At 46.5% G+C, this 16,886-nt stretch carries 17 protein-coding genes and 1 pseudogene; 8 read left to right on the forward strand and 10 right to left on the reverse strand.

Annotated elements, in window-relative coordinates:
• The first annotated feature begins 5 nt into the window (after window positions 1-5).
• From T458_RS42590 to T458_RS56500, 8 genes and pseudogenes are all read left to right on the forward strand, one after another.
• Window positions 6-338: a transposase gene (locus T458_RS42590; protein ID WP_023555126.1), complete on the forward strand. Its 333-nt coding sequence runs from the start codon at window positions 6-8 to the stop codon at window positions 336-338.
• Window positions 329-1,258 (forward strand): IS3 family transposase, encoded by a 930-nt coding sequence (locus tag T458_RS42595; RefSeq protein WP_023555125.1) that lies wholly within the window; start codon window positions 329-331, stop codon window positions 1,256-1,258. The genes T458_RS42590 and T458_RS42595 overlap by 10 nt, the downstream gene beginning before the upstream one ends.
• 589 nt (window positions 1,259-1,847) lie before the next feature.
• Window positions 1,848-3,356 carry an IS21 family transposase gene (istA, locus tag T458_RS56495; RefSeq protein WP_023557188.1) on the forward strand — a complete coding sequence of 503 codons (1,509 nt, stop codon included), beginning with the start codon at window positions 1,848-1,850 and terminating at the stop codon, window positions 3,354-3,356.
• An 11-nt stretch (window positions 3,357-3,367) separates the two neighbouring features.
• A complete protein-coding gene (istB, locus tag T458_RS42605) occupies window positions 3,368-4,096 on the forward strand; it encodes an IS21-like element helper ATPase IstB (protein ID WP_354702690.1) in 729 nt (242 codons plus the stop codon).
• Window positions 4,097-4,182: 86 nt separating this feature from the next.
• A complete protein-coding gene (gene istA / locus T458_RS42610) occupies window positions 4,183-5,682 on the forward strand; it encodes an IS21 family transposase (protein WP_144083859.1) in 1,500 nt (499 codons plus the stop codon).
• Window positions 5,679-6,143, forward strand: a complete 465-nt coding sequence (locus tag T458_RS42615; protein WP_023557191.1) for an ATP-binding protein — start codon at window positions 5,679-5,681, stop codon at window positions 6,141-6,143. The genes istA (T458_RS42610) and T458_RS42615 overlap by 4 nt, the downstream gene beginning before the upstream one ends.
• Before the next feature lie 26 nt (window positions 6,144-6,169).
• A complete protein-coding gene (locus T458_RS42620) occupies window positions 6,170-7,387 on the forward strand; it encodes an IS256 family transposase (protein WP_023555140.1) in 1,218 nt (405 codons plus the stop codon).
• 220 nt (window positions 7,388-7,607) lie between these two features.
• A pseudogene (locus T458_RS56500) lies at window positions 7,608-7,865 on the forward strand (ATP-binding protein); the annotation flags it as partial.
• On the opposite strand, the gene T458_RS56945 reads toward T458_RS56500, so the two are convergent.
• The 10 genes from T458_RS56945 to lepB form a co-directional block, all read right to left on the reverse strand.
• The gene (locus tag T458_RS56945; RefSeq protein ID WP_023557192.1) at window positions 7,819-8,157 is read right to left on the reverse strand and encodes a hypothetical protein; all 339 of its coding nucleotides are present in this window, start codon (window positions 8,155-8,157) and stop codon (window positions 7,819-7,821) included. The pseudogene T458_RS56500 and the gene T458_RS56945 sit on opposite strands and share 47 nt — an antisense overlap.
• 255 nt (window positions 8,158-8,412) lie before the next feature.
• Window positions 8,413-8,979, reverse strand: coding sequence for a hypothetical protein (locus T458_RS42630; protein WP_023557193.1), 567 nt, complete (start codon window positions 8,977-8,979; stop codon window positions 8,413-8,415).
• A 229-nt stretch (window positions 8,980-9,208) separates the two neighbouring features.
• Window positions 9,209-9,424: a DUF4083 family protein gene (locus T458_RS42635; RefSeq protein WP_023557194.1), complete on the reverse strand. Its 216-nt coding sequence runs from the start codon at window positions 9,422-9,424 to the stop codon at window positions 9,209-9,211.
• Window positions 9,425-9,508: 84 nt separating this feature from the next.
• Complete coding sequence (locus tag T458_RS57610; RefSeq protein WP_023557195.1) at window positions 9,509-11,569, reverse strand: Ig-like domain-containing protein; 2,061 nt, start codon at window positions 11,567-11,569, stop codon at window positions 9,509-9,511.
• 324 nt (window positions 11,570-11,893) lie between these two features.
• Complete coding sequence (locus tag T458_RS42645; protein ID WP_023557196.1) at window positions 11,894-12,265, reverse strand: YraN family protein; 372 nt, start codon at window positions 12,263-12,265, stop codon at window positions 11,894-11,896.
• Between the two features lie 6 nt (window positions 12,266-12,271).
• Window positions 12,272-12,559 (reverse strand): EscU/YscU/HrcU family type III secretion system export apparatus switch protein, encoded by a 288-nt coding sequence (locus T458_RS42650; RefSeq protein ID WP_023557197.1) that lies wholly within the window; start codon window positions 12,557-12,559, stop codon window positions 12,272-12,274.
• Window positions 12,556-14,430: a hypothetical protein gene (locus T458_RS42655; protein ID WP_023557198.1), complete on the reverse strand. Its 1,875-nt coding sequence runs from the start codon at window positions 14,428-14,430 to the stop codon at window positions 12,556-12,558. Before T458_RS42655 ends, T458_RS42650 begins: the two co-directional genes overlap by 4 nt.
• A 38-nt stretch (window positions 14,431-14,468) precedes the next feature.
• Window positions 14,469-15,245 carry a ribonuclease HII gene (locus tag T458_RS42660; protein WP_023557199.1) on the reverse strand — a complete coding sequence of 259 codons (777 nt, stop codon included), beginning with the start codon at window positions 15,243-15,245 and terminating at the stop codon, window positions 14,469-14,471.
• Window positions 15,246-15,316: 71 nt separating this feature from the next.
• Window positions 15,317-16,210: a ribosome biogenesis GTPase YlqF gene (gene ylqF, locus T458_RS42665; RefSeq protein WP_023557200.1), complete on the reverse strand. Its 894-nt coding sequence runs from the start codon at window positions 16,208-16,210 to the stop codon at window positions 15,317-15,319.
• 31 nt (window positions 16,211-16,241) lie between these two features.
• Window positions 16,242-16,805, reverse strand: a complete 564-nt coding sequence (gene lepB, locus T458_RS42670) for a signal peptidase I (RefSeq protein ID WP_023557201.1) — start codon at window positions 16,803-16,805, stop codon at window positions 16,242-16,244.
• Window positions 16,806-16,886 lie beyond the last annotated feature (81 nt).

Consider the following 16,886-nt stretch of genomic DNA (forward strand, 5'->3'; position numbering starts at 1 on the left):
TTTTTATGCAACGAAAACGCTATCCAATCGAGTTTAAACAACAGCTGGTTCAAGAAGCCCAAGATGCAGGAAATGCAAGCCAAGTTGCCAGACGGCATGGGATCGATGCGAAAATGTTGTATCGTTGGATACGTGATTCGAAACATGCGGATTGGAAAAACACTCCTGCCGAAGCCAAAGCGGTAACGAGTTATACTCCGAGCCCGGGAGAATTTCGTGAATTGGAAACCGAGAATGATCAACTGAAGAAACTACTTGGAGAAAAGGATTTGGAAATCGCGATCCTCCGTGATCTTGTAAAAAAGGTGAACCCAGCTTATCGGACAAAGTGGAAATAGCCGACAAGTGGATACAGCTGGGGTATACAGCCAAATTGGTGCTACGTATTGTCGGCATCCTTGAAGCAACCTACTACTATCGGAAAAATAAGGCCTCTCAAAAGCCACGGGTTTACCATGGAGGGCGGCCGATCCCTGGTTATTCATTGTCAACGGACGGACAACCTGTCAGTGACGAGCAAATTAAAGAATGGATATCGGAACTGATTGCGGATGAAGAATCTGCTTATGGCTATCGAAAGCTTACGGTCTGCCTGCGGCGAGATCACCAGTTGATCATCAACAAGAAAAAAGTGTACCGCCTGCTGAAAGAAGAAGGACTTTTACAACCACAACGAAAAAAGAATAGTCATCATCCCCGGAGGCTTGCCAATAACCGAGAGATCACCGCTCCGAATCAATTGTGGGAGATGGACGTAAAATACGGATTTATCGCCGGGGAACATCGTTTCTTTTTCCTGATGAGTCTCATTGACGTCTATGATCGAGCGATCGTAGACTATCATTTTGGTTTGTCATGCGAAGGAAAACATGCATCTCAGATTCTTCAAAGAGCTTTGTGGAAACGGCAACAATTCGACAACGAGAATCCCCCTGTTATCCGTACGGATAACGGTCCGCAGTTTATTAGTCATGTATTCGAGGAGGCCTGTCAAAGCTTCCGAACCGTTCACGAACGAATTCCTCCAAAGACGCCAAACAAAAACGCTCACATTGAGTCCTTTCACAGCGTTTTGGAGAAAGAATGTTTGCAGCGGAATGAATTTCAGAGCTATCAAGAAGCCTATGAAACCGTGACAAACTATCTGCTCTTTTACAATCAGCGCCGGATTCACGGAAGCTTGTACGATTTATCACCTGTAGAATTTGGTAAAGCTTTTACCCTGCAACGCATTACACCATTTGTTGTGAAAGTGTAGTGTGGCAAAGGATTGCAGAACGATCCCTACTTCAACCTAGCTGACAAGCAGAAAGGAAACCGTCTGGGGTCAAGTGATCTCCTTGACGCTAGACGGTTTCCTTTCTAGACTCCGACTCCAAGGTGGTTGAAGTAGGGAAGAAGGAAGAATCATATGAAAATGCGAGAATAAGGGAGAAAGACTCTAATTTTGAGGGGTTAAACCGGTACCGGTTAGCTGTTTTTTCTAATGCCTCTTTAGTATTTATGTATATGATAAAACTTCCATGTGTTACATCAGTATATATGGAAAAAACGTAGACTCCTTTATTTTCATTGTGTTTGGCAAAATAAAAGTACACACTTTGGCAACCGAAAAGTGCAGAACATTTCCGAATATGAAAAAAGCCTTGCCAGCTAACTAAACAACCCTCTACTCTTCTATTTGGTGAACAGATAGGAGAGGGATGAAAGGAATGCTGGCAATGTGTAAATGCTAATCTAATTATTGACCACCTAGTGGCGCATCGCTCATAAAAAAGTTGACCACCTGAGCACCTCTTTCCTGTATCTTGAAGTTGCTGAGACATCAAGGTATAGGAGGAAAGGAAATGCTTCAGATGGCTAATTATGAGTTTATCAGGAAACAACACATTCTGCTAGGGAAGCCGATTCGGCAGATTTCTCGCGAAACTGGCTACTCTCGGCAAGTGATACGAAAGGCTTTGAAATCAACAGAAATCCCTGTATATCAGCTTTCAAAACCGAAACCCAAACCAGTCATTGATTCCGTAAAACCCATCATCTTGGAATGGCTGCGTCAAGATGAGCAGGCCCCTCCTAAGCAGCGTCATACTGCTACCCGTATGTACCAGAGACTTGTCGATGAATACGGATTCACCGGCGGTGAATCTACGGTACGCCGTTACGTCAGGCAACTACGGGTATCTCCTCCAAAAGCGTTTGTCCCCCTCGATTTCCCGCCAGGGAGATTTGCTCAATTTGACTGGGGCGAGGTTACTGTTCTTTTACATGGAAAGCAGGTCAAGGTTCAAGTCTTTTGTATGCGTTGTACCTATAGCAGAAAGATTTTTGTCAAAACATTTTTTCATCAAAAACAAGAAGCTCTTCTTCAAGGGCATGTCGATGCCTTTGCGTTTTTCGGTGCTGTTCCTCAGATCGTTACGTATGACAATCTGACTACAGCCGTAAAGAAGGTGTTGGAAGGTAAAAACCGCGAGGAACAAGAGCGATTTGTCCAGCTGCGTGCTCACTACCTGTTCGAAAGCTATTTTTGTGATCCGGGAAAGGGGCACCAAAAAGGCCAAGTAGAAAATCTCGTAAAGTTCGCTCAAAAACAGTTCTTTACCCCAGTTCCAAATATCTCTTCACTGGAGGAATTAAATCATTTTCTTCTAGAGAAATGTATCTCTTACGAGACAACTACCGTTCCGAGATCTTCCTTAACCGTTGGAGAAGCCTTTGTGCAAGAGCAGCAAATCATGCTCTCATTGCCTCCACAACCACTGGATTGTTGCCGTGTCTTATCTGTGAAAAGCAATACTCTGTCGATGGTTCACGTTGAGAAAAATGCCTATTCTGTCCCGGTTTCACACGCATCTAGAGAGCTAACTTGTAAGGTATTTGCCGAACGGATTGAAGTGTATCATGGGAACAAATTGATTGCTGAGCATGAGAGATGCCTAGAAAGAGGCAAAGAGCTTTTGCAATACGATCACTACCTGGACTTGCTTCTTATTCGCCCAGGGGCTGTTTTGTATGCCAGACCTTTGCATCAGGCGGGATTACCTCCCATTTACCAACAGTTCTTGGAAAAGTGCCGCCATCGACCAGGGGGGATGAAGGAATTCGTTCGACTCCTGCTACTCCATCGGGAATTCGATGCTTCTCTCGTGGAAGAATCACTGGGTGAAGCTTCTCAAAAAGGGATGTTTCAGTATGATGCCGTAAGGCAATTGTTGTTTCAGCGTACGTTACCAGAACACCGTCTTCCCCAACTCTCGTTGGCTGAAGATAGTTCTGTTCCACGTATTCAAGTAAAAGCACCCGATCTTAACCAGTACAATCGTCTATTACAAAAAAGGAGTGTGGTTCATTGAGTACAACTTTCTTGCTTGAAACCTATGCCAAGCGGCTTCGATTGCCGGCTATTAAACGTGTCTATAAGGAAGTAGCTCATGATGCTACCGAACGACAAATTCCCTACGAGGAGTTCCTTCTCGCTCTTTTGGAACAGGAAGTTCAGCAAAGGGATGCAAATCAAATTGCCAGTCGGATCAAGCATGCCAAGTTCCCCACTACGAAAACACTCGATCAATATGAATTCTCTGCGATTCCGTCTCTTAATAAAACAAAGCTGTTACAGCTCGCTCGTTGTGAGTACATCGAAAAGTCAGAGAACATCATGTTTATCGGGAATTCTGGTACAGGTAAAACTCATCTCTCCATTGCCCTTGGGCAGGAGGCGTGTCATCATGGCTATTCCGTCCAGTTTTGGACAGCCGCGAAAATATGCAACGAGCTTATGGAAGCGCAGTCCCAAAAGAGAATCCTCCAGTTGGAGAAACAATGGCTGAAAACTGATTTGATCATTTTAGATGAAGTCGGATTTGTACCCTTGAATAAAACAGGAGCAGAGTTATTATTTCAATTTTGTGCAGCTCGTTATGAGAAAGGCAGCCTTATCATCACTAGCAATCTGGAATTTGCCGATTGGACACAGATTTTTAAGGATGAACAAATGACAGCAGCTCTGGTTGATCGGCTCACACATCGTGCTCATATCTTTGCCATGAATGGAGATAGCTATCGATTTAAACAAAGTATTCAGAGATCGTGATCATGAAAAAGTTACCCACCCAACGGGTGGATTGATTTTTGCCATGGTGGTCAATTTTTTGATGAGCACGGTGGTCAACTTTTTGATTGACATTCACAGCAATGGCTCAACAACACTATATCAAATACTTACGGGATGTAAAAGATCAATCCATTTCCCAGATTGCAGAACAACTTGGTGTAAGCTGGAGAACGGCAAAGAAATATGCAGACTGTTCAGACTGGAACAAAGCAGAGCCTCCTCTTCGAGGAAAATTCCCTATCATGGAAGCTTACCGTGTACAAGTGGATACCTGGCTTATGGAAGATCAAGCCCGCCCCAAAAAACAAAGACATACAGCAAAACGTATCTATGACCGCCTTGTTACCGAATTTGGCTTTGCAGGATCAGACCGTACCGTACGGTACTATGTTGCCAAACGGAAGTCAGAACTGCAAATCGAAAAATCGGAGCCTTATATTCGTTTAGAACACCCAGGGGGAGAAGCACAGGCGGACTTTGGAACATTTCAAGCGATTATCGGTGGTCAACTGGTGGAGCGGAAAATGTTGATCCTCTCCTACCCATACAGCAATGCAGCATTTGTCTTTGTTACTCCGAAGGAGAACACAGAGTGTTTCTTAGAGGGATTACGGCAGCTATTCGAAATGAGCGGTGGTGTACCCAATCGAATCTGGTTTGACAATCTTTCAGCAGCTGTTGTATCTGTAGGAACCGATGGAAACCGGAAGCTTACGGACGAATTTCAACGCTTTGCCCTCCATTACCGCTTCCAACCTGTCTTTTGCAACCCTGCACAAGGGAACGAAAAAGGACATGTTGAGAACAAAGTGGGGTATGCTCGGAGAAATTGGTGTGTTCCATTACCTGTAGCCAATGATTTGGAACAACTACAGAAAATCATGAATCAGCAAGCTCTTGAAGATTTGAGAAGACCTCATTATGCGAAGGAAGTCTTACAGCAAGACCTTTGGGAGCAAGAGAAAATCAAACTTCTGGAACTCCCTATCATACCTTATGAAGCTTTCCGTTTGGAATCCGTAAAAGCCAATGGATACGGTGAGGTTCTCATTGATCAAAAAACAGTAAAGATCCCTTCTATTCGTTCTCACGAACGAGTATGGGTGAAGTATTGGTGGGACAAGGTAGATGTACTTAATGATAGCTACGAAGTGCTGATTACACTACCAAGAGGATATATGGATGAATCGGTTCCGGTTGATCTACAAACTCTGTTACAACCACTTTATAGTAAGCCAAAAGCTCTCGACTACAGTTCTGTTCTTGCTTTCCTCCTCAGTCAAACAAAGGGTTTTCTGCAATCTGTTGAAGGGAAAAGCCGCAAAACAAGAATTGGCTGGATCATTCGGATGCTAAAAACATACCAGATCGAGGAGATTGAAAGATGCCTTACGCAAGAAGATCAAGATGATGTGAGTCGATTGGAGCATGTTCTGTACCGTTTACGTCATCCTGAAATCATCCCAGCACCTATGAAAGACAGTCGCACCCCATCTGTTTTCGTTGGATATCAGCCAGATCTAACGAGATATGATCAACTTCAACGGACAGAGGTGCGAAAATGAAGGAAGAATTACGTCAACTTTGCAAGCAGATGAGATTAGCCCATGTCATGAATGTCTATGAGCAAGTTCCATTTGAACACCCGACTCAATTTCTTCATGCGGTACTATCTTCGGAACGAAGTTCCCGTGAGCAGGGAAAAATCCGACGATTGTTGCAGAAGGCCAGATTTACACAGATAAAGACCTTTGAAGGGTACTCTTTCGAGTCGGTTTCATTACCTGATAGCGTCACGATTGAGGAGCTAAAGAGAGCATCATTTGTAGAACGCAAGGAAAATGCTATATTGCTTGGTCCCGTAGGGACAGGAAAGACACATCTGGCAACTGCAATGGGTGTGGAGACGTGTAAACAGGGTAAAAAAGTGAGGTTTTATCGAGTGGCAGAGTTGGTTTCCATTTTGCAAACCAAGTTTCACGCTGGCAACCTTCGAGAGCGTAAAAAGTTATGTGTAAATGGTTAAACTTTCCATTAAGGAGATGATCATTTATGCAAGACAAAAGAGATCTTACGATCAAAGAATTAGCAAAGGATTGCCGCACCATCGAGGACGTCCATGTGATGCTGAAGGACCTGTTTCGTGACACGATCCAGCAGTTGTTTGAAGCCGAAATGGATGATCACTTAGGCTACAACAAGCATAGTTCCGACGGTGACCATACAGGAAATAGTCGAAATGGCTACAGCAAAAAGACAGTGAAAACGAAGTTTGGTAACACAGAACTTCGTGTGCCTCGCGATCGCAACGGCGAATTTGAACCTCATATTGTGAAAAAACACGAGACTACCGCAAATGGTTTAGAAGAGCAAATCATTGCTCTCTATGCGAAAGGAATGTCTACGCGAGACATCGAGGAACACATGAAGGATTTATATGGGATTGAAGTGTCAGCGGCGATGGTCAGTAAAGTAACGGATAAGATCATGCCAATGGTGGCGGAATGGCAATGTAGGCCTCTTGACCGCGTTTATCCCATTGTATTCCTTGACGCTATTCATTTTAAAGTTCGCCAGGATAATCGGATCATCAATAAAGCAGCATACAGCGTTCTAGGCATTACAGTATCAGGACATAAGGACATTTTGGGTATCTGGATTGGCGAGCACGAGAGTGCTAGCTTTTGGCTAAATGTGTGTACGGAGTTGAAAAGTCGCGGGGTAGAAGATATCCTGATCGCGTGTAAGGACGGACTCTCAGGATTTTCAGAGGCAATTAATGCTGCGTTCCCGAGAACCCAGATTCAACTATGCGTCATCCACCAGATACGTAATTCAATGAAATATGTTCCCTTCAAAGAAGAGAAGCTAGTCTTGGCAGACTTAAAGAAAGTCTATCAAGCTCTTACATTAGAAGAAGCCGAGGTGGCTTTCGCTACGTTTAAAGAGAGATGGGAGAAAAAATATCCCATTATCATTCGCTCCTGGGAAAATAACTGGATTGAGTTGACCGCCTATTTTAACTATCCTGCTGAAATTCGTAAGATGATCTATACCACAAATATTATTGAGGGATACCACCGTCAACTCCGCAAAGTAACCAAAACGAAAACTGCCTATCCAACCGACGACGCCCTACGGAAGATCATCTATCTTGCAACGATTGAGGCTTCGAAGAAGTGGACTATGCCAGTCAGGAGTTGGAAAGAATGTATATCGCAGCTTGCTATCCATTTTGGAGACAGATTGCAAGCGGAACTGTCCGCCTGATCCATCGGTTGAGCCGGCTTGACATGGAGCCTCTGCGGGCATGAGATCTTGCGATTGGGCGATCCCTGTAAAAACATGCATCGCATGGCAAACGAGCCTATCATGCCCGCCCCTCCATGTAAAGCCTTCGATGTGACTTTTTATTTCTTAAAAACCCATTTACACAAAATAATTTACAATCCCCAACCTTCCACGATTTCAGAAGGAATTACTGGACACTGATGTATTGATTTTAGATGAGTTAGGCTTTGTTCCGTTTCACAAGGACGGTGCTGATCTGCTTTTTCATCTTATCTCAGAATGTTATGAACGGATCAGTATAATCGTTACCTCCAATTTGGAGTTTAGCCAATGGAATACGGTTTTCGGAGATAACCGCCTCACCGCTGCCTTGATCGACCGTCTTGTACATCACGCTCATATCGTAGCTTTCACAGGAGAGAGCTATCGCCTTCGGCATGCTCTTTCCCACCGTTAAAATTATGAAAATTTAGCCTGGCAAGGCTATGCACAAAATGGTTTCCGAACTCTGCATTTTTTGCTTGCCAAATACAATTTTCATCCGTATTTGCAAACTTATTGATGGTTTCAGTACAATGTTGAAACAACAAATCCTCAATTTTCTTAGAATCAACTACTACACCTGTACTTCCTTGCAAATCATTTAGCTCGTTTAAATCCCCTTCTTTTGTATACATAAAGAAGCCATGCCCATCAAATTTCCGTTTCCCGTTAAGTAACTTTCCCACATGAATGTCATAAAGACTCATCGGATCACTCACTTTCAGTGTTAATGATAATGACAGTATAATACATGAACTCATAGGCTGGAAAAGGCATCGTAAATACACGAAAATGATCAGCGCTCCGGTCCGCCTGGCAAAGTGATCCTTCCAAAGTTAGCTCACCGAGGGGCAAGATGCGAGCCTACCATTTGCTTGAAGCTAATCATGGAACACGAATTGATTACTTCATCTCGACGCATAAACAAAAACCTCCTGATCAATGATCAAGAGGCTGAAGTTCTACAAACCAGCATAAAGAGAAATGTATAAATCAATTTCCTTTTTAAGCCAATTGCCGTAATCTGGTACTTTGTAAATCTGCCATTCCTCTAGTTTGTTCGGATTTTGTACACCAACCAAAGCATCATTCGGGTATTTTGGATCGAAATAAATGACGATATCCTTTCTAGGAAATTCATTCACTCCTTCATCGGGGATAAAAGGTGTCTGGACAAGCCGAATATAAATAAACGCATTTTCACTTGTTCCTTCTTCCTGTCCTTCTTGAAGAAAGTGTAATTCAGATTTGTTTTTTACTCCTAAGTCTTCTCCGCTTTTTCTGTAAGCCAGCGTATATAAATCTCTCGCACTCACAACAATCCCCATGCTATCGGATGGTTTTGTGAAAGAAAAAATGTCATGTTCTCTTTGTACAACAAGTTTTTCAACAGTAATGATTTGTTCTTCCTCAATCTGCCCCTGCTGGGTTTCGGCAACAGTCGCAGCTTCAATTGGTGTAATTGTGGTCCCTGACCATCCAAATGTTGTGGCTATAGCAAGTGGAAATATGAATGCTATTTTTTTCAAGAGAAAGCATCCTCCAGTAAATTTTTTTAATGCCTCTTCTCATTAGACTTTACATAAGGAAAAAGGTAAACATATCCTATTACCGACTTCCTTGGCAATATCCGTCTCCAAAGTGACGTCATGTCTTCGATCCCCATAACTGTACCGGAAATCCGTTGGTAAACATACGTTCCTGCACGCTTTTAACGTAGAGAAGGATTGATCTAAGTGGCAAGATTTTTGCTTTCTGCTATTCGTTTCTTTGTTGTTTTTGTTCAAGCATTCGGACAAGCGTGTCCAGCTTTTGATTTCTTTCCTGATCCATTTGTTTTTTTGCGTTCATATACGCCAGCGCTTTAACAAGGAAATAGATCACGAAAATAAAAAGAGATAATGGAAGCAAAAAAAAGATCAACTGCCAAAGCAAGGTGCCCCATTCTAAGGTAACCCTACCGAATTCCAACATATTGATTCCTCCGTTTTCGTTCGATTCATGCAAAAACCCACTGAACTTATTGTGTATTCAGTGGGTCATTGGTTGGTCTTCAGGTTATTTTACTGTCACTCTGATTTCTACTTCTTCACCTTTGTATTTGGCCGTGATGACGGCCTTTCCTTTTTTCTTGCCTGTGACAACGCCGTCCTTCACTTTCGCGACCGAGGACTTGGAAGTGCTCCATTTCACATCGGAGCCAGATACTTTTTTGCCATTGTAGGTAACTTTGATGGTTTCCGTTTTCCCTACTTTGATGGAGATGCTGTCGTCATCGACTGACAGTTTGTCTTTGGAATCTGATACGGTGATCTCAATTTTGACCTTCTCATTTTTGTACTCCGCTGTTATCGTTGCTGTACCGGCTCCCTTTGCTGTCACAACACCGTTTTTAACGGTAGCGACAGACGACTTGGACGTACTCCAATCGGCTTTGGACCCGGTCAACTTCGAACCGTCGTATTTCAGACTGATAGTTTCGGTATCTCCCTTATCCATGCTAATCTTGGTTTTGGTCGCGACTAGCTTATCTTTCGACTCTTCATTTACCGTGACTTGAATCTTTACGGTTTCACCTTTGTATTCGGCGGTAATTGTCGCGGTTCCTTTGCCCTTGGCCGTCAACACTCCATTGGATACTGTAACGACGGACGACTTGGAGGTACTCCAATCCGCTTTGGAGCCGGTCAACTTTGAACCGTCGTATTTCAAGTTAATGGTTGCTGTATCTCCCTTAACCATTGTCACTTTGGTTTCAGCGGCTTCCAGCTTGTTCTTCGTATCTTCATTTACGGTGACTTGAATCTTTACGGTTTCACCTTTGTACTTGGCGGTAATCGTCGCAGTTCCTTTGCCCTTGGCCGTCAACACTCCATTGGAGACCGTAACGACGGACGATTTGGAGGTACTCCAGTCCGCTTTGGAGCCGGTCAACTTGGAACCGTCGTATTTCAAGTTAATGGTTGCCGTATCTCCCTTAACCATTGTCACTTTGGTTTCAGCAGCTACCAGCTTATCCTTCGTGTCTTCATTTACCGTGACCTGAATCTTTACGGTTTCACCTTTGTACTTGGCGGTAATCGTCGCATTTCCTTTGCCCTTGGCCGTCAACACTCCATTGGATACCGTTACTACGGACGACTTGGAGGTACTCCAATCCGCTTTGGAGCCGGTCAACTTGGAACCGTCGTATTTCAAGTTAATGGTTGCCGTATCTCCCTTAACCATTGTCACTTTGGTTTCAGCAGCTACCAGCTTATCCTTCGTGTCTTCATTTACCGTGACCTGAATCTTTACGGTTTCACCTTTGTACTTGGCGGTAATCGTCGCATTTCCTTTGCCCTTGGCCGTCAACACTCCATTGGATACCGTTACTACGGACGACTTGGAGGTACTCCAATCCGCTTTGGAGCCGGTCAACTTGGAACCGTCGTATTTCAAGTTAATGGTTGCCGTATCTCCCTTGACCATCGTTACTTTGGTTTCAGCAGCTACCAGCTTTTCCTTCGTATCTTCATTTACCGTGACCTGAATCTTTACGGTTTCACCTTTGTACTTGGCGGTAATCGTCGCAGTTCCTTTGCCCTTGGCCGTCAACACTCCATTGGATACCGTTACTACGGACGACTTGGAGGTACTCCAATCCGCTTTGGAGCCGGTCAACTTGGAACCGTCGTATTTCAAGGTAATGGTTGCCGTATCTCCCTTGACCATCGTTACTTTGGTTTCAGCAGCTACCAGCTCACCCTTCTCTTCTTTGACGGTTACGTCAATTGTAACGGTTTTTCCGCTGTACTTAGCTGTTATGGTTGCTTTGCCTTCACCTTTTGCCGTAATCGTCCCATTTTTCACTGTTGCCACGGATGATTTGGACGTTTTCCACGTTGCATTGGAAGCTGATATGGAAGATCCGCCATAAGTGAGCGTTACCTTCTTCGTATCTCCTTTTTCCATACTTGCTTTGCTAATGCTTGCCTTTAACGTACTCGACGCTTTTACGGCTGCAATTCGATCCAATTCTTGGGCTTGGGCCGTTGCAGGAATCGAAAAATGAAGACTAGTGACTAAGACTGCAGTCATGATAAAACTTGACACGAGCTTTCCTGTTTTACGCAGCATGATAATCCTCCTATGTATCCTCTTACCTTGTTTGACGTATCGAATTGGAAAATGTCACGCAAGAATGCAAAAAATAACACGATTTTTTTGAAATTTATTTGAAAAATTCCTCTTGACAAAACAAAAAACTCGTTCTAATTTCCCCTTACAAACAAAAAAATGCCTTCCAGACTGGCTGGAAGGCGAAAGTTGTTGCTTGGAGGAGTTTCATCGCGTCGAGTACAATACATCATACGTCGAACGTGTGCGCCTTGCTGTAGACGTATCCCCATTCCCCATTAGATCTGGCGCCCGTTTTTCCACGCCATTCCACACCTCTTCCCATTAAAAAGCGCACTCGATATGGTCGATCTTCGTCTCCACCCCGTCCATTTTTCCTGCCGGACACGTAATGGCGATGACATCGAAGCGAAAGGCCGGAAAAGGAACCGTTTGTCGCTGCAAATAAGCCAGGGCGAGCTCACGCAGCTTCTGTCGCTTTTTCCAGGTGATGGATTCATGGGCAGTCCCGTATGTATCCGCAGTGCGTGTACGCACTTCAACAAAAACAAGTGTCCGTCCTTCCAAGGCAACGACATCAATCTCGCCGTGCCGGGTCCGCACGTTTCGTTCCCGAATGACATACCCTTTTTCTTGTAAAAACTGACAGGCCAAATCTTCGCCTTGTTGTCCGAGGACGCGTCTGCGCATGCTCATCGCTTGTTATTTCCTCCCCTTGTCCAGGCGATAGACGAATGCAAGCACCTCCGCCACTACCTGATAAAGCTCCGGTGGAATTTGCTGATTCAAGTCGAGCTTGCCCAACACCTCTACCAGCGATGGGTCCTCCTGTACCGGTATCTGGTGATCCTGGGCTACCTTCAGGATATTTTCTGCCACGTAACCCGATCCCTTGGCCACGACTTTAGGAGCCTCCATCGTCCCAGCCTGGTACTTGAGCGCTACTGCTTGTTTGCGCTTGTTCTGATTGGGTGGCGTCTCCTGATTCATACGCGCAGGTCCACCCCTTTGTAGTCGCTCATCATGGCGCTCTTTGCTGCTGAAGCCTTCTGATTCTGCTTGGGAATCACCTGCACGCGCATGGAGGAAAGCTGATACCCTACCTCGTGGAGTTGATCCGTGAAGCCACCCTTCATCGCATGTGCCAACGCTTCAATACCCGGTGTATCGTTAAAAATCTGCAAGCTGATGATTTTATTGACGATATTGACATCGATCATCGTAGTTCCCAAGGCTTGCAGATCGAGATGGAAAAAGAGGCGGCAGTTTTCGGCATCCAGCTGTCCTGCTCCTTTTTTCTTTGATTCGATCTGTACGTAAGCTGTTTCGTCCCCTTGCTCCGTTCGCAGCGGAATTTGCATGACGATCTGTGACAAGGAGTGATTCGCAGGTTGCGTTAGCATAAGCTGTTGCCCCGTAACGTGCTGCAGCAATTGATCGGCTGCCTCGCGTAAAGCTGTAGGGATCGCCTGTGCATGGTTCTGCGTCAGCTGCAAAAGCATGGCCTTGACGCTCTCCATCTGCTTATGCGCCCCTGCCTCCCAAGAGCTGCCCGAGATCATTTGTCCCATCAGTTCTCGCTCGTGCGAGATGCCCAATTGCTGAAACAGTTGCAGAATCGGGTGATTTCTGGCGGTGGACGGCTGACTCTGCGCTAGCGCTTCCTGTGATTGGTTGCCAGCATCCAAAACGACCTGCTGTGGGGCGGTTTTCAGATCAGCTGCCGTTACTGGCGTGCCTTGTCCCGGCTGGGGGATCACACTTCCAAATGAGGGTGCTGTCGTCGTCGTTGTCGGAGCGGCCCCCTTGCCCTCTAGCGGAGATGCTGCCGTCTGCTGTGATTGGGGAGCAGTACTCGCCTGACGAGCGTCGGTGAGGAACTCACGTGCAACAGACCCATTCCCCTGATCTCCCGCAAGCATCTGGTTGGGAGCGATTGGAGACGAAGGCTGGCTGGATGAGGACACTTGCGCAGTTGCAGCCGCTTGTGGTCCTGATGCAGTCGTCACAGGCTGCTGAATCATTGCTTGCGGGTTTTGTCCTGCCGCGGTTTGGCGGTTCCCGGAAGATTGCGAAGAGGCAGACTGCTCATCGGCCTCCATTCCAACGCCCAGCAGTACAGGCATTGCCGCCAGCTTGTCCTGCAATTGACCTACCAGCTGGCGAGCGTCTCCTATCAGGGGTGGCATCGCTTGTCCGGGCGTTTGCCCTCCTGGCCCTCCTGGTGTCGGATTCCCCGGTATGGCGGAGCCAGTCGTACGAGGCGACTCTCCATTCGCCTCGAGAAAACGGGCTGCCTGCTGCATAAAGTTCTGCATGACTTGACTTACAGGACGCTCGGAGAAAAAAGCCTTCAATCCTGCAACCGTCTCCGCTGTCAGCGGCAGATTCCGCTTTAAGGCGGTCATGAATGCCTGGATCGTCGCGTTATCCATCCCCAGCTTCTGTGCCACTCCCATAAAAGCCTGCACCGTTTCTTTGCTGACAGGCTGATTTGCGTTCAGCAATGCCTGGACAATGGCGCGGCTCTCCTTTGATTCCGGCAAGCCGAGTGAGCGCATCAGACCTTCTAGACTGGCTCCTCCTTTGGCATTGCCTTCCAATGGGGTATCCAACACCTTCAAGGTCACAACATCGGAGGAGGGCTGTACCTGGAGCCAGGCTTTCTGACCGGGTTCCAAATTCGCCTCCATTTTTGCTTGTACCTGAATAGGCCCGATCTGGACCAACGACATTTGATTCGGGTAATGCTTGATGACCGTGCCTTTGAAAACCTGGCCTGGGACAAGCTCAATTGGCTTGGCCGCAGATACAGGCGCACGCTGTGTCATCGATTGCAGCAACTGCGAGGGGGAAAACATCTTCAATCTCCTCCTTCACGACTGTGAAACAAATGACGTTACGCTTGCGCCTTGACACCTGTAAACGTCATTCGGTGGATTGGCGTAGGTCCGTAACGCTGAATCGCAGCCAGGTGTTCGGCTGTTCCGTACCCTGCGTTTTTGTCAAACCCGTATTCCGGATATTGGCTTGCATACTCTGTCATCATGCTGTCTCTCGTGACTTTCGCTACGATGGAAGCCGCTGCGATCGAGACGCTTTTGGCATCTCCGCCAATGATGGGAAGTTGCTCGCAAGCCAGTCCCGACAGCCGAACAGCGTCCAGCAGACAGACATCCGGGGCAAGCCCTGCATTTTCGATAGCTAGATGCATCGCTTCTTTGGTTGCTTCCAGAATGTTGATCGCATCAATGCGCGCAGCATCCACGATTCCAATACCGACTGCCAGCGCATCCCGCATGATCACTTCATAAAAGGCCTCACGCGTCGCTGCCAGAACTTTTTTGGAGTCATTCAGTCCCGGCAAATAAAAATCAACTGGCAGGCAGACAGCACTGGCTACGACTGGACCTGCCAAGGGGCCGCGTCCTACCTCATCGATGCCAAATACATGGACATGCCCTTTATCCCGCATGGCTTGCTCGTATTGCGTCATTTCTGTCCACATGGCAGCCAGCTTCTCCCGGCGCGCCACAGCAGCCTCAATTTGACGGACGAGATCCTGCACGCCTTTGCGCGGGTCGGCTTTCATCCATTCTAGAAAATCTTTCGGTACTTCGTCCAATTTTTCGATTTTTTCCCGTATTTCCTTTATCGACAGTTCCGCCAGTTCCATTCACACATTTCTCCCCTATGTAAAAAACCGCCTACCGTTCACGATAGGCAGTTTCCTCGTATCTGCATCACTCATTCGGGAAAGGTGATCGGTTTTCCAATCGGTTCGTCCATTTCCCAATCGATAGGCCGTTCGAGCGTTACTCGCCCCAGCTTGCCAGAACGCAGCTCGCGCAAGAAAATTTCTCCAGCCTTGTCGTAATCGATCTCTCCCCCGGAGATGAGACAGCCGCGCTTTTTGCCAATTTCCTCCAGCATAGCAACCTTGTCTGCCGGAAGCGCCTTTAGTTTGAAGCGCTCCACGAGGCGTTCCGGATAGTAATGCATCATATAGGCAATCACGAACAGCGCTATTTCCGTAAAGTCGATCAACTCGTCCTTGATCGCGCCACTTGCGGCCAGGCGAAGCCCCACCATCTGATCTTCGAATTTTGGCCACAAAATCCCCGGCGTATCCAACAGCTCCAGCGTATCGCCCATCTTTACCCACTGCTGCGCTTTGGTTACGGCAGGACGATCCCCTGTTTGCGCGACGGCGCGCTTTGACAAACGATTGATCAGAGAGGATTTTCCGACATTGGGGATTCCCAGGATCATGATTCGGATCGCACGTGCCTGCATGCCTTTTTCCGCACGTTTTGCCAGCATATCCGAAGCCAGCTCACGACACAGATCCGGCAGCTTGTTCACGCCTTTTCCGCTTAAAGCGTCAATCGGCAAGGTCCGGATGCCGAGACCACGAAAATAACCCATCCAATCCTCTGTGGCTTTTTCATCTGCCAGATCGGCTTTGTTCAACAGGATCAACCGCGGTTTTTCACTGACAATCTCATCAATCATGGGATTGCGACTGGACAGCGGGAGACGCGCATCCAGCAATTCGATCACGACGTCGATCAGTGCAAGTTTTTCCGTTACTTGACGGCGCGCTTTTGCCATATGTCCAGGAAACCATTGGATGGTCATGATGTATCACCTACCTTGAATACCCTGATTTTTATCGAGTAAACCGAGTTTGACTAATCGGCCAGAAGGTAAATTCCGCACGTCCAACTACGGTACTGACCTCGATCGGACCGATTACCCGGCTATCCTCACTGTTCAATCGGTTGTCACCCATGACAAACAGATGTCCTTGTGGTACCTCAACAGGCGGAAAATCATACGTAAAATGAAGCTCCCCCTGCTCTTTTGCCCGCTCTTCTTTTCGTTCGAGGTACGGTTCTTCGACAACCTTGCCGTTTACCAGCAGCTGATCGTCTTTCACCTCGACACGATCGCCGGCCACAGCGATCACCCGTTTGATGTAATCCCGGGTTGCATCTGCATGAAACACGACAATCTCACCCGGCTTCGGGTCTCGCATAAAATAGATCGCCTTGTTCACAACAAGCTTTTCATGATTATGTAAAGTAGTTTCCATCGATTCTCCCTGCACGATAAACGGTGCGAACAGGAAGGTGCGAATCAGCAGGGCGAGGAGTACCGCAATGACAAGCGCCTTGATCCATTCCCATGATTCACGTTTTTTGGCCTGGCTACCACCAGCTTCTTCTTGCATGTTTACCCCTCCTCACGAAAGGCATGTCTGGGCTATAAACTTTCATTCGGCATCGCGGCAGCGAGTGAAATCTTTCTGAAA

This window comes from Brevibacillus panacihumi W25, from assembly GCF_000503775.1.
Lineage (GTDB): Bacteria > Bacillota > Bacilli > Brevibacillales > Brevibacillaceae > Brevibacillus > Brevibacillus panacihumi_A.